This is a genomic window from uncultured Helcococcus sp. (assembly GCF_946998255.1).
Lineage (GTDB): Bacteria > Bacillota > Clostridia > Tissierellales > Peptoniphilaceae > Helcococcus.
Window position 1 is genome coordinate 1 of record NZ_CAMPYN010000032.1, and the last position, 14,326, is coordinate 14,326.

At 35.3% G+C, this 14,326-nt stretch carries 11 protein-coding genes and 1 pseudogene; 1 reads left to right on the forward strand and 11 read right to left on the reverse strand.

Features of this window, described 5'->3' with window-relative positions:
* The 11 genes and pseudogenes from Q0U66_RS03845 to Q0U66_RS03895 form a co-directional block, all read right to left on the reverse strand.
* Positions 1-3,395, reverse strand: a pseudogene (locus Q0U66_RS03845) (hypothetical protein); the annotation flags it as partial.
* A 401-nt stretch (positions 3,396-3,796) separates the two neighbouring features.
* The gene (locus Q0U66_RS03850) at positions 3,797-4,786 is read right to left on the reverse strand and encodes a lipoate--protein ligase (RefSeq protein ID WP_297377642.1); all 990 of its coding nucleotides are present in this window, start codon (positions 4,784-4,786) and stop codon (positions 3,797-3,799) included.
* 17 nt (positions 4,787-4,803) lie between these two features.
* Positions 4,804-6,549: a dihydrolipoyl dehydrogenase gene (gene lpdA / locus Q0U66_RS03855; RefSeq protein ID WP_297377645.1), complete on the reverse strand. Its 1,746-nt coding sequence runs from the start codon at positions 6,547-6,549 to the stop codon at positions 4,804-4,806.
* Between the two features lie 14 nt (positions 6,550-6,563).
* Positions 6,564-7,595: a 2-oxo acid dehydrogenase subunit E2 gene (locus Q0U66_RS03860; RefSeq protein WP_297377647.1), complete on the reverse strand. Its 1,032-nt coding sequence runs from the start codon at positions 7,593-7,595 to the stop codon at positions 6,564-6,566.
* 14 nt (positions 7,596-7,609) lie between these two features.
* Positions 7,610-8,596, reverse strand: coding sequence for an alpha-ketoacid dehydrogenase subunit beta (locus Q0U66_RS03865; RefSeq protein ID WP_366938263.1), 987 nt, complete (start codon positions 8,594-8,596; stop codon positions 7,610-7,612).
* A 45-nt stretch (positions 8,597-8,641) separates the two neighbouring features.
* Positions 8,642-9,622 carry a thiamine pyrophosphate-dependent dehydrogenase E1 component subunit alpha gene (locus tag Q0U66_RS03870; protein WP_297377651.1) on the reverse strand — a complete coding sequence of 327 codons (981 nt, stop codon included), beginning with the start codon at positions 9,620-9,622 and terminating at the stop codon, positions 8,642-8,644.
* 94 nt (positions 9,623-9,716) lie between these two features.
* Entirely contained in the window at positions 9,717-10,376 is a 660-nt protein-coding gene (locus Q0U66_RS03875) for a P-II family nitrogen regulator (RefSeq protein WP_297377653.1), read from the reverse strand.
* Between the two features lies 1 nt (position 10,377).
* Positions 10,378-11,859 (reverse strand): DUF1538 domain-containing protein, encoded by a 1,482-nt coding sequence (locus Q0U66_RS03880; RefSeq protein WP_297377655.1) that lies wholly within the window; start codon positions 11,857-11,859, stop codon positions 10,378-10,380.
* A 59-nt stretch (positions 11,860-11,918) separates the two neighbouring features.
* Positions 11,919-12,395 carry a hypothetical protein gene (locus tag Q0U66_RS03885; RefSeq protein ID WP_297377657.1) on the reverse strand — a complete coding sequence of 159 codons (477 nt, stop codon included), beginning with the start codon at positions 12,393-12,395 and terminating at the stop codon, positions 11,919-11,921.
* The gene (locus Q0U66_RS03890) at positions 12,392-12,682 is read right to left on the reverse strand and encodes an acylphosphatase (RefSeq protein ID WP_297377662.1); all 291 of its coding nucleotides are present in this window, start codon (positions 12,680-12,682) and stop codon (positions 12,392-12,394) included. The genes Q0U66_RS03885 and Q0U66_RS03890 overlap by 4 nt, the downstream gene beginning before the upstream one ends.
* Before the next feature lie 43 nt (positions 12,683-12,725).
* Positions 12,726-13,265: a TIGR00730 family Rossman fold protein gene (locus tag Q0U66_RS03895; RefSeq protein WP_297377659.1), complete on the reverse strand. Its 540-nt coding sequence runs from the start codon at positions 13,263-13,265 to the stop codon at positions 12,726-12,728.
* Positions 13,266-13,408: 143 nt separating this feature from the next.
* Between Q0U66_RS03895 and Q0U66_RS03900 the strand changes: the two genes are divergently transcribed.
* Positions 13,409-14,206 (forward strand): hypothetical protein, encoded by a 798-nt coding sequence (locus tag Q0U66_RS03900; protein WP_297377661.1) that lies wholly within the window; start codon positions 13,409-13,411, stop codon positions 14,204-14,206.
* Positions 14,207-14,326: the final 120 nt, after the last annotated feature.

Below are 14,326 nucleotides of genomic sequence, written 5' to 3' on the forward strand. Positions count from 1 at the left end.
ACAGTTGCTTTTTCTAACAATGCTTTAACTGCTTCTGCATTTTCTGCTGTTGTTGCTTTCACACCTGTTGACCAATCTATTTGATCTCCTACCCATACTTTTATTGCTTCTGGGCTTAGTCCACCTAGATTTGTAACTTTTTCTGCATCACTTAGTTTTGTTGCAGTTGCTGTGAATGTGTTATTCTCTGCTGTTACTACTTTATCTTCTGGTGTCCATGTTGCATTCTTGTATCCTTCTTCTAGAGTTGTTTGTGGGAAGTCACTATCTTCTAGTTCTGTTCCTGGTTTTACTCTTAAGGATTTTTCTTCTACTTTTGCTACACCTTCACCTTTTTCAAAGGTTACTGTAATTGCATCTTCTGGTAAGTTCTCATCATCAGGATCTGTTACCTTGCTATCTCTTACGTATAACATTTGATCTTTAACTTCTATTGTTGATCCATCTTCAAATGTTACTAATAGAGTTCCTTCGAAGTCTCCTGCTTTTTCTGAACTTCTATTTGATTGGTCTGCTACAGTTGCTTTTTCTAACAATGCTTTAACTGCTTCTGCATTTTCTGCTGTTGTTGATTTTACACCTGTTGACCAATCTATTTCATCTCCTACCCATACTTTTATTGCTTCTGGGCTTAGTCCACCTAGATCGTTTACTCTGTCAGCATCAGTTTTTGGTTCACCATAGAAGGCGTAAACTGTTACCCCCTTAGTAATAGGTGAAGTTGCTGTAAATTTATAACCTTTTGTCTCAGCATCATCCCATTGTGACGCTTCTGTTAATTCTTCTAACTCTTCAAATTCTTCTACTGTATTAACTTTCTTGGTTGTCCAGCCGTAGAATTCTTTATTAGCTAATTTAGGATCTTTTTCAACAAATTTTCTTAATGTTAAAGCATCACCTTCCAATAGTTTACCATTGTGGTCATTTAGACTTACGTTATCACCGTCGAAACCATTAGCTAAGTATCCTTCTTGATTTGCAAATTTAGTATTCAAAGGAGCAATTCTTGTAACTGCTTCAGTTTCTTGATTTCTTCCTGTTATATATGCAAATTCTGTACCAGGTTTTTGGTTCTTATCAACACCTTGATAAGATTTAACTTCTAGTGGCAATGTACCACCATTCAAGTCAAATACAACTTTAGCTTGAACTTGCTCTACAACTGGTTTCTCATTCTCAAGAGCATTTTGTAATACGTCTTGGTTTGTGAAGTATAAAGGTGTATCTTTTATAGCCCAAATACTTGCATCTAATTTGTGTTCTGCATCATTATTTGCAGAAGTCCATTCGTAACCTTGTACATCGTCACCATTAACATTCATCTCGATTTTCTTATCAGATGCTTTAATAGTACCAATTCTTTTTGCTGTATCAACTTTTTGCTTATCTGCATCATATAAATATACATTAACTCTGTCATACTTAGATCTACCAGTTAGGTTTTCAGAGTCTGTAAAGATCTCATCAATATCTGGTGCGTCTGCTGTTCTTGTTAGGATACCACCAGCATGTGTTGCTTGTTTTGGTCTAACAAGGGCATCGTGGTTATCGATAAATAAACTATCTTGAGGTTCGTTTATCTTTGTACCATCTTTAAAGATTTCACCTTTATCGTTTCTGGTATATCCATCTACAAGTGGTCTTTCAAACCTATATATCTTATCCTTTTTAACAGTATTTCCTGAATCATCTTGGGCAGAGTAATTAAATGTTACTGTCATGCCTGGTGACACTTCTTGTAATTTTGTCTTTCTTGAATATACAGTTACTGGTGTATCTTTTTTGATCTTGATATCAAATGGTACAGTAACTTCCATTACCTTCATGTAGTTATCATCCCAAACAATTCCGCCACCAGTATATTTTGCCTTATCGTCTGTTGTACGGATATCTATAGCAAATTGGTCATCACCGATTTGAATATAAGATCCTTGGGTGTCGAAGGTACCTTTTGTGATGAGGTCACGTTTACCGTCAAATCTTAGGGTTATTTTGTCCCCACGTTTAAGGTCGATGTCTTCATCTCTTTCTGGTGCCTTAAACTCTTCTACTCCTGTTTCGTTAGAAGCAAGTAGTGTTGAGAAGAATTCATAGGCAACAATGTCAGAATCTCCAAAGTTTTCTTTTAGCTTGTCCTTGTCTATAAAGTATCTAACAACTGTAGAGTATCCATAGCCTGTAAGTTCTGCTCCACTTGGCAAGAAGGTCTTATTAGGGGTGGTTGTTGTAGCTGATGTATCGATCCTATATTCTGTCGGCCATTTATTATCCGCTACTTGGATATAGCCTATACCATCTTTTAAGAAGATACCATCTTGGCTAATGTCTAATCTGCTATCAGCCTTTGCAGTTTTGCCTGTTGCATCCGGATAGGTAATTGTGTCATCTGGATTTGCAACAAATACTTGTGCAACTACCTTAGACTCGCCTTGAGGTTTTAAGATGTCCTTAAAGCTTGCATCAAAGGATTGTCTAAAGGCATAGAAACCTCTGTTTGTACTGTTAACAGCAGGAAAAGATCCACCACCGTCGGCAAAGGCTCCGATTGTACCGTGGGTTCTCTTTGAATAAACATCGATATAGCCTTCTTCTTCGTTGTAGCGCATAGTGGCTGAAGCTGACTTAAAGATGTTTTCGTAGTTACGAACCACGTCTGTCATAAGTGTACCTTCTCCTAGGTTTACCCTTCCTGGAATGAAAGTAGATAAGGTATAGGATGAGTATGGTACTTCTTCTGCTTCCGCTTTTGTAGTAGAGTAGATTCTCTCATACTTTTGGTCCATAAGCCTTGCTTGGATTAAAGGGTTGTTTTTAAGATTTCTTACAGATTGACCTTCATTTAAAACAAGGTCAATTGGTGATTCTTGTCCCCATGGACCGATAGCAATAGTCTTTACTGCTTGAGTTCCCTTTTCTGTCATGTCCATTGAATAGGTGTTTCCTGAACCTGATTGGGCATCAGAAATTTTGTCAAATCCTACAAATTCTTTGTTCAGTCTATCGGTATCGTGGAAGGTAGTGGATTGAGTTGGTCTTCCCTTACCCATACCTGATAGGCTCCAGTCAATCATGTTTGCAAGCTCAGCATCAGGTTTTAATACTAGCTTTTCCCAAGCTCCTGATGTTGCTCCAGCATAAACTGAAAATGATAGTCTTACAACTTCTCTACCATCAGGTCTTGTATAGGTTCCTACGTATTCTACTGATGGGTTTTTAAGTGGGTCGGCACTTGATACCTTAACAAGTTTACCTTGGTGAGGTATTGGCCAGTACCTTGCCGTCTTTGCATCGTCGACCCAGTTAGCTGGTTCGACTTCAGCCTTAGCATAATTAGGAACAAATCCTAATATCAAAGCAAAGGCTAATATAAAAGATATTATTCTTTTACTTTTCATATTTCCTCCCTTATTTTATGTATTGTATAATATTTTAGAAGTTTTTTAGAATATACTTCCTGTATCAATTTTACCTCTTATACGCTATCTACTCAAATATATTTAAATGGCTTAATCACTTGATTCTACCCCCCCCCTCAATTTCTAAACGGCTATTTTAAGCCATTTGTACTTGAAAAGTTTTTATTTTTTTATTTTATACAAAAATTTATTCAAAGTTTTATTGTTAAATTATTGTAATATTTGAGAGTTCCTTTGCATTTTCAATAGATTATGAAAAATTTTCATATTGTTTATTTATATATTTTCCCGTTTTTACTAAATATAGTAAATGTTTTTAGAATAATTATTCTTAAAAAATATAAAAAACCGGTATGGACTTTAATCCATACCAGTTTGATTTAATCAACCAAAACATCTAAAGCTTCTTCATTAGAAACATTTAAGAAATATTCACCTATATTTACTTGGTCTAAAACTTCCTTGATAGACTTTTTATCATATCTTACACCAATCAATTTCTGTGCAAGTTCATCAACATCTTTTACTCCGAAAAAGTCTCCGAAAAACTTCATATCGGTTATGTGTCCCTTGTTTACATTGATATGAGCTTCAACTTTTCCTGAAGGAAGACGTCTATTTCTTTGGATTGTAAAGTCTGGGTTTGTTCCATAGACCCAATCCCAAGATTTATTTTTCTCATTCATAATCTGTTCAATCTTCTTTTCATCTTCTTCAGTGATCTTATATTCTTTCATGTTATATTTCTTGTCCATAAAATCTCTGAGCTTTTCAGCGAAGTCTTCAACAGTATATGACTTATCTTCAAGGTGGTCTTTGATATTTGTAACCCTTGATCTAACGGAAGTCTTACCCTTTGATTCAATCTTATCCTTGGAAACCTTCAAAGCTTTTGATAAAACTGACAAGTCAACATCAAACATGATACAGCCATGGTGCATGACTCTATTTCCCTTGATGTATTGGGCGTTACCACAAAACTTTTGGTCTCCAATTTGTAAATCATTTCTTCCTGTAAAATAGGCTTTAACACCCATTTCTGCCAAGGCATCTATCACGGGTTGACTCATTGACTTGAAGTCAAAATCAGCCTGACTTTCTTCACTTGAAATAATTGTATAATTTAAGTTGTTTAAGTCATGATAGACAGCACCACCACCACTTATACGACGCACGATTTGTATATCGTGGTCGTCGCAATAGTGTTGGTCGATTTCTTGTCTTGTATTTTGATTTTTACCTACAACTATGCAAGGTTTATTTATCCATAGATAAAATACATCATCCTCTTCTGCCAGCTCATTGAAAGCAAATAGCTCTAGGGCAGTATTGTAGGCTGGATCTATATTATCAGATTTCAAATAAATCATTTTTTACCTGATTTCTATTATTTCTTTTTACCTGAGTGTACTGATCTGTCTAAGCAATCTGCAAATGCTTCGTATAGTACTTCTGAAAATGTTGGGTGACCATGCATTGCCTCTAATACATCATCAACTGTCATTTCAGTTTCAATTATTGTAACTGCTTCGTTTATAATTTCAGCAGCTGAAGGACCTACAATATGAACACCTAATATTTCGTGATATTTAGTATCCATTATTACTTTAGCAAATCCTTCTGTAGCATTTGATGCCAATGCCCTACCATTGCTTCCAAAGTTGAATCTACCAACTTTAATATCATGTCTCTTAGCTGCTTCTTCTTCAGTTAATCCAACTGCACCTACTTCTGGTAAAGTATATACTATTGATGGAATTGATTTTAATGAAACTTTTTTATTTAGTCCCATTGCATGTTCTGCAGCTCTTTCACCCATCTTGAATGCTGCGTGAGCTAACATTAAATGACCATTTACGTCACCAGGTGCATATATATCTGGATCAGATGTTTGCATATAGTCGTTTACCTTTAAGTAGCCTCTTTCTGTCTTATCTAAGTCATAGTCAGCTACTGCTGATAGGTTAGCCTTACGTCCTACTGCTAATAGAACATAGTCAGCAACTATATCATCTTGTCCTTCTACCTTAACAACTAATTCTTTTTCTTTTTCAACAACACCGTTGAATCTTGCATTTGTTATGATGTCGATGCCTTCTTTTTTGAATCTCTTTGTAACAACATCTGATAGGTCCTTATCTAAAGTATTTAAGATTCTTTCTCCACCTTCAATGATTGTAACTTTTGATCCAAATGCTGAGAATGCTTGACCGAATTCTGAACCTATTACACCACCACCAACTATTACTAGTCTGTTTGGTAATACGTCTAAGTCTAATAATTCATCTGATGTCACTACTCTATCTGAGTCAACACCTTCCACGTTTAATACTATAGGCTTAGAACCACCTGCTAAGATAATCTTGTCTGCATCGATTGTTTCTTCACCATCATTTACAGAAACCTTTTTATCTTTTGTTATTGTTCCTAAACCGTTGTATACCTTGATACCGTATGATTTCATTAAGAATCCAATACCACCTGTAAGTTTCTTAACTACTTCATTTTTAACTTCAACAGTTTTTGGCATATCTACTTTGAATGCATCATTTACTAATTTGATACCTCTTTCGTCAGCTTCTCTAATTGAGTAAATTAATTCAGCATTGTGTAGGTATGTTTTTGTTGGAATACATCCTCTATTTAAGCATGTACCACCTAATACAGAATTTTCAACGATAGCTACCTTACCACCTAATTGTGCTGCCCTAATAGCTGCAACATAACCAGCTGGTCCACCACCGATAACAGCCACATCAAAGTCACCTTTTCTTTCTCTCTTTGGTGCTTCTTCTGTTTCTGCTTTTGCTACTGATTCTGGTAATACTTCTTTTTTAACTTCTTCTTGTTCTTCTTCTGATGGAGCATCTCCAGCAGCTTCTGGGATTTCTTCTCCAGCTTCACCGATCCAACCAATTGTTGTAACAACAGGAACAACATCTCCTGCACCATATAATTGTTTTAGTAAAACACCTGATTCTTCAGCTTCAACTTCCATGTTTACTTTGTCTGTAACAATTTCAAGAATTGGTTGACCAACTTTTATTTCATCACCTTCGTTAACAAGCCATTGTACGATTTCGCCCTCTTCCATTTCAGAGCCGGCTTTCGGCATGATTATTTCATATGCCATCTTCTACCTCCTAATTAAATTAATAGTCCTATTGGATTTTCTAGATTATTTTTTAATGTTTGCATGAATTTAGCGCCTTCTAGACCATCGATAATTCTATGGTCAGCGTTTAGTGAAATATTCATCATAGGTCTTACAACAATTTCACCATCTACAACAACTGGTGTTTGTTTTGTAGCAGCTACGGATAAGATAGCTGTGTTTGGTTGGTTGATAATTGATGAGAATGTATCTACGCCAAACATACCCAAGTTAGATATTGTGAATGTTGAACCATTCATATCTTTGAACTTCAAGTTCTTTTCTTGTGTTGCCTTGATTACTCTCTTACTTTCACTTACTAATTCGGTAAATGACATCTTGTCTGCATCATGCACTACTGGAACATATAGTCCTTCTTCAAGACCTACTGCTATACCTAATGAAACATAATCATGGTATATAATTTCTGATTCATCTTCAGATACACTTGCATTTACAAGTGGATGTTTACCTAAAGCTTTAACAACTGCTAATGAAATATAGTCAGTTACAGATGGTTTCAAGTCTATCTTTTCGATAACTAAATCTGCTGTTTGTTTTCTTAAAGCTAATAGGTTTGTCATGTCGATAGCAACTGTTACAGAATAAGTAGGAGACACTTCTTGTGATTCCTTCATTCTTGCACCGATAACTTTTCTTACACCAGTCATCTTTTCTCTTCTTGTGCCATCTTCTGCAACTTGAGCTTCTGTCTTTTCTTCTGCTTTTGTTTCTACTTTAGCATCTTCGGCCTTTTGACCATGTAATAGGGCAAGTACGTCTTTTTTCATAATCTTGCCTCTTGGACCTGATCCTTCAAGCACTTCAACATTTAATCCTTCAACTTTTGCAATCCTTCTTGCTAGAGGTGAAATTTTGATAGCGCCTGAAATTTTGTACTCGGTCACGTCATCTAGGTGCACACGACCTTTCGCTCCAGAGCCTTTTACTTCGCGTAAGTCTATGCCATATTCTTTGGCATAGCTTCTCGCAGCTGGAGTAGCTCTCAATTTCATGTCTTTCATAGCTTCTCCTTTAACTATTCTTTGTTAACTGTCTTTAATATTGCATCCACTACTTTTTCAACACTTGGTTGAACTGCTTTTTCTAAGTTTGGTGCTGATGGTACGTGTGAATCAGCTGATGCTATACGTCTAATTGGTGCATCTAGGAAGTCAAATGCTTCACTTTCAGCAACTCTTGCAACTATTTCACCACCAAAACCTGATGTCTTAAATGAGTCGTGTACAACAATTAATTTTCCTGTCTTCTTGATTGATTCAAATATTATTTCTTCATCTAATGGAATCAATGTAACAATGTCAATAATTTCAACATCAATACCTTGTTTTTCAACTTCTTCTGCAGCTTTTTCTACTAGTTCAAAAGCCTTACCCCAAGATACGATTGTTACATCTTTACCTTCTCTAAATACTTTACCCTTACCTAATACACCGATGTTGTCATCTGATGCATCTACCATACCTTTTTTACCAAAGTGTGTTTTTGGTTCTAAGTACATAACTGGGTTGTTATCTCTAATAGCTGCTCTTAACATTGCATATGCATCGTTTGGATTTGAAGGTGCAACTACCTTGATACCTGGTATATGTGTAAACCATGCTTCTAATGTTTTTTGGTGTTGTGATGAAGCACCTGTACCAGCACCGTTTGCTGCTCTAAATGTAACAGGAACTGAAACTTCCCCACCTAGCATGTATCTCATTGGAGCTGCTTGGTTAACAATTGCATCCATAGCTATTGTTACAAAGTCCATAAATGTAAGGTCAACTATTGGTCTCATACCTAATGATGCTGCACCTGAAGCAGCACCAGTTATAGCAGCTTCTGAAATTGGTGTATCAATAACTCTTTCTGGTCCAAATTCTTCTATCATACCTACAGTAGTACCGAAGTCACCACCAAAAATACCTACGTCTTCACCCATTAAAAATACATCTTCATTTTGACGCATTTCATCTGTCATAGCTTGATTTATAGCATCACGCCATCTCATTTCTTTCATTTCGCCCATGATTAATCCTTTCTTTACTTTCTCTTATTTCTCTAACTAGTCTGCAAAATTGTCTTGGAAGGCAACTTCAACTTCTGGATAAGGAGCTTCTTTAGCAAATTTTACAGCTTCCTTAATATCCGCAACAGCCTTTTCTCTTATTTCGTCTAATTCTTCTTCAGTAGCTGTTTTATCTTCTAACAACACTTTTCTGAAAGCTTCAATTGGATCTCTTTCTCTCCATGAATCAATTTCTTCTCTTGATCTATATGCACCAGCGTCAGATGCTGAGTGACCAAACCATCTATAGGTCTTAGATTCTACTAAAACTGGTCCCTTACCTGATCTTGCATGTTCAATAGCTTCCATTGTTGCATCATAAACTGCTAATATATCGTTACCATCTTCAACAAGTATGCCAGGGATACCATAAGCTGGAGCTCTGTCTACTACGTTGTCAACATTCATAGCGTCGTTGATGTCCATTGAAATACCATATTTATTGTTGATTACATACCATACTAATGGTAGGTTCCATGTAGAAGCCATGTTTAATCCTTCGTGGAATGAACCTTCGTTTGTAGCTCCATCTCCCATAGCTGCTAAAACAATGTTACCTGTTTTTTTCATCTTTTGTACAAGTGCTGCACCAACTGATAGTCCGTGTCCACCACCAACTATACCGTTACATGACATGTTGTTTACTTCAAGGTTGAATACGTGCATGGAACCACCTCTACCTTTACAGTAGCCTGGTGCCTTACCAAGTATTTCAGCCATCATTCTTTTTAGGTCGATACCTTTTGAGATTGTTTGGCCGTGACCTCTGTGGTTTGAATACATAAGGTCTTCTTTTCTCATTGCATAAATAGCACCAACGTTTGCAGCTTCTTCACCTACTGAATAGTGAGTCATACCTGCTACTAAACCTCTTGAGTAAAGTTTAGATAATTCTAAGTCGAAATGTCTGATTTCTTCCATCAATCTCAACATATCCAACTTTTGTTCTTTTGTTAACTTGTCTGAATATTTACCCATAAATATTTCCTTTCTATAAAAATATATTTGTCCACTAATAATTATATAATAATTTCGTTTACATTTCAATAAAACGTTGAAATTTCAATGTTTATTAATTGTCAATCTTTTCTTCATGGTAAATTCCATGAGCTTCATCAATATCTTGTACAAAAACAATCCCTTTACCAGCTATGTTGATCTCTAAATCATTATTTATTTTTTCAACAACATTTTGAGCTATTTTACTATCAACAATTATCATGACAACTTCTTTTTCTGGTTCTATATCCATATTGAATACCTTCAGAGTTTCTTTTGAACCAGAGCCTCTGGCATGCAAGATGGTACCCCCTCTTGCTCCAGCTGCATTTGCAGATTCTACTACATCTTCTGCCTTACCTCTGTCCACTATAGTTGTAATAAGTTTAAACATAGGATCTACCACCTCATCTTTTTTAAGTTCATTTTCTAATAGACTACCACTAATAGCAGTTAAATTTGTTGTAAAAATAATACCTGTATTCTTCTTTTCTAAATTAAACTTAGCAACCAAAGTAGGCACTATTTTACTTGCAGATTCTTCATCCACTGCCATTATCAATAATTCTTTTTTTTCATTATATATAGAGAAAAAGTTTAGAAATTTATCACTAAGGGTTCCCTTAGCCTTATAAATAGTCCCACCTAAGGCTCCAAGTTTTTTTGATACTTTCAAGACTTTTGAAGCTTTATGATCAGGAACAATTACATGTATAAGCTTGTATGATGACATATTAAGCTCCTTTCGTTCTTTTTGTTTTTGTATTAAATATGATACCTAGTATTTGTAAGGCAACTATCGGTGCCATAGCAACTAAGGATATCATCCCGAAACCTTCTGTCAATAGGCTAGCTTGTGGACTAGCATCAGCAACTCCTTGGACAAAAGCCAAGATAAAGGTCGCTGTCATTGGGCCAGTGGCTGTACCACCAGCATCAAAGGCTATACCTATAAATAAGTTTGGTGTCCACTTCATCATGGATAAGGCTAAAATATATCCTGGAAGTAAGAAATACCAAAGTTTTATATTTGGATTTATTATCCTTAAAACTGATAAGGCTACGGCCAAACCAACACCTATACATAGGAAGATTGATACTACTGATTTTTTTACAGAACCAGAAGTAACATCTTCTATCTGGTTGGTCAATACATACACGGCTGGTTCAGCCAAAATGGTCACTAAACCAAGTAAGAATGTTATTATCAACAACCAGATATTAGTTTCCATAACAGCCAGTCCTTGTCCTAGTAGTACACCTACTTCGAAGAAACCACCATTCACCCCAAGTAAAAATACTAGCAAACCTACAAAGGATAAGAAAAATCCGGTTAAAATTTTTCTATTTTCTCTTTTATCCAGTTTAAAAACAAATAATTGTAAAATTATATAAATTAATAATAATGGCAGTAAAGAAACAACCGCTTCATTAAGCTGTTTGCTAAACATATCTATAAAGGGTTTCAAAATCTTATCTGTTGTTGTCATTTCAAGTGATAAATCATGTGAAAATGATTTTGTCCCGGTAAATATATCTAAAAACATAACCCCTACTATAGCCCCTGAAGAAGCCAAGGCTACTAATCCAAATGAGTCTTCCTCACTTGCGACCGAGTCTTTTTTCAACTTCGATATACCTGTTGATAAGGCTAGTATAAAGGGAACAGCCAATACTCCCGTTGTGGCCCCTGATGCATCAAATGAAATCGCTAAAAATTCTTCAGATGTAAAAATTGCTAGACCAAATATTATTGTATAAATTGCAAATAAGACATGTTTTAATTGAACATTAAAAAACACCCTTAAAAATCCTACCGATATCATAAAAGCCATTCCGACTGATACTACAACAAATAAACTTGTAGCTGATATAGCTCCTTGGGTAACAGTATCAATCTGCGCCCCTAAAACTAATAAGCCCGGCTCTGCTATCGATATAAAAAAACCTAAGATAAGACCACCTGCAACAACCAGCCATAGCTTGTTTGACCTGGCTAGTGATTCACCAACATGGTCCCCAAATGGTGTGATACCAATATCTACACCTATCAAAAACAGAGCCAGTCCTACTATAACCAGAACGGTTCCTATAAGAAATCTAATTAAAACTGGAGCTCCTAATGGAATCAAGGTGAAATTGACTATAAAGACAATTATAGCTATTGGAATCACCGTAGACGCCATCTCCTTTAATTTTTCCAATATTAAATTCAAAGCTTCCTCCTCATCATTTTTCTTTGGAATTATCTATACCCATTATCCCTAATAAGTAACTAGACAACTAGATGGTAGGCAAGTCTCTCTAGTTCTCCATCTATATAAACTCTTCCAACATATGAAAATTTATTCCTTTTGATATTTAACTGCATTACCTTGTTGTGTTTGTGGGTATCAATCCTAATATTATTTGACTTGCTTTTGGCAAAGTCCAAGGCTTTTTTGAATACACCCTTTTTCATTCCATTTGCAGCTAGCTTGTGGATAGCCACATAAGGCTCGTCATTTAGCCACTTACCATCAATATCTTCATAGTCTTTATCATAATCATAAAGGGAGAAAACTCCTAAAAGACCTTCGTCTTCCTCTATAATATACATTCTTTTTTGATCAATATCTGTGACCACTGACTCATATGTAGGCCTATTATCACCCCACTGGTCTGGATTACCAGTATCCTTCATAAACTTTCTGGCTTTCATATAAACCAGCATTATATTAGTTAGATCTTCTTTTGTAGCTAGTCTAATCATCTTATTTCAAACCCTTCAAACTCTTCATTTATCTCAGTTTCCGTCTTTTTTACCTTGTCAATGTCGGCAAAGGAATATTCATCCATCATTTTTATAAGATGGTCTATTTTTGCATCAGGACCTTGGATTACTGCCTTTACATTGCCATTATCAAGGTTTTTTACCCAGCCTTGAAGATTGAGTTTGTTGGCATAGTCAAAGATTGTATACCTAAAACCCACACCTTGGACACGTCCTGCAAAGATGCATTCGTAAGCCTTTGTTGGACTGTTTGGGAATATCGGCATTTCCTCTGCTTTTTTATTTTTAAATAAATCCCAAAAACTCATCTTATAACCTTTCTTGGATAAAAGCTTCTATTTCTTCAAAATCATCAGAAAATAGGAGGTCTTTTCTGGCCTCTTCATCTAAAAAACCTTCCCTAACCATGTCATCATACATTCTTTTTAGATTGTCATAATAGCCATTTTTATTATAAAGAATACAAGGATTTGGGTTTTGTCCAACCAAATACAAAGAATAGGCTTCAGTGATTTCTTCCATGGTGCCTGGTCCACCTGGTATAGCCAGGCAAACTTGGGACAATTCTCTCACCTTGTCCTTACGCTCTTGCATGGTTTGAGTTAGTATGTATTCGTCGCATTCTTCATATTTTTCTTCAATTTCTAGAAGAAATTCCGGCATCACTCCTATGACCTTACCACCCTTTTCTTTTACTCTTTTAGCAAGGACTCCCATGAGTCCCTTGGAATTGCCACCATAGACTAAGTTGTGCTTGTTTTCTACAATCCAGTCAGCAACTTCGGTAGCCGCTTCTGTGTAAATCTTATCTTTACCTGTTTTCGAACCCAAATAAACTAATATATTCATAATCTCTTCCTTTCCTATCTATTACTTCTATTATATTGCAAAGCTTTTCTTTGAGCAATTAAGCTTTACTTTATAAACTTTTTTTAACAATATTGAGAGTTTTTATTTTTCAAATTATCGTAAAATTGAAGGAAGGAGGCAGCATGTTAAGTTTTGAAAAGAATTTGGATAAAGAGATTTGTAGGCTGGAAAAGATACTTAATCACGTTTTGATGGTGGAGAAAGATTTGCCTGAGGGGAGTTTGAATGTAAATGGTAATAGAGCTTATTGGTATAAAGGCGGAGAGAGAACTTATATTCCTAAAAAATATAATGAATTGGCATATAAACTATGTTTAAATTCTTATATACCAAAGCTTAAAGAAAATGTGTTGAAAAGATTAAAAATCCTTAAAGAATACAAAGACTTTACTGAAAATAATCCTTTGGTCAATATAGAAAATGGCTTTAATAAAAATAAAAAATATTATCTAAGACCACTATATAAATCGTATAAAGACTTTTCGTCAGAATGGTTGAATGAAAATTATGATAGAAAAAAGTTAGAAATTACACCAAATACACTTACTACAAACAGAGGAGATGTTGTGAGATCCAAGTCTGAATGTTTAATTGCAAATTTTCTATATCAAAGAAAAATAGCTTATAGGTATGAGGCCGCCATTGAGTTAGAAGATGTGGATGGGTTCGGAAACAAGTTCAGTAGAAAAATTTATCCAGACTTCATGATCTTACACCCAAAGACTAGAGAAATTATTATTTGGGAGCATTTTGGAATGATGGATAATAACGAGTATTCAAGATCCGCATTACTAAAAATCAATAATTATATCAATAATGGCTATATTCCAGGTATAAATTTAATTTGTACATTTGAGAGTTTAGATGTTAATTGGAATGGAGTTGCAATTAATAAATTAATTGATAGTTTGTTTGTTTAATGTTTTATATTAATGAGTTTTTTAAATCTAAGTTTATAGGGATTGATATATAATAGATAATAGTTTTAACCAATTAACACTGTTGGCGCATTTCTGTATTATTGTCGCTTTTTGCGCCAC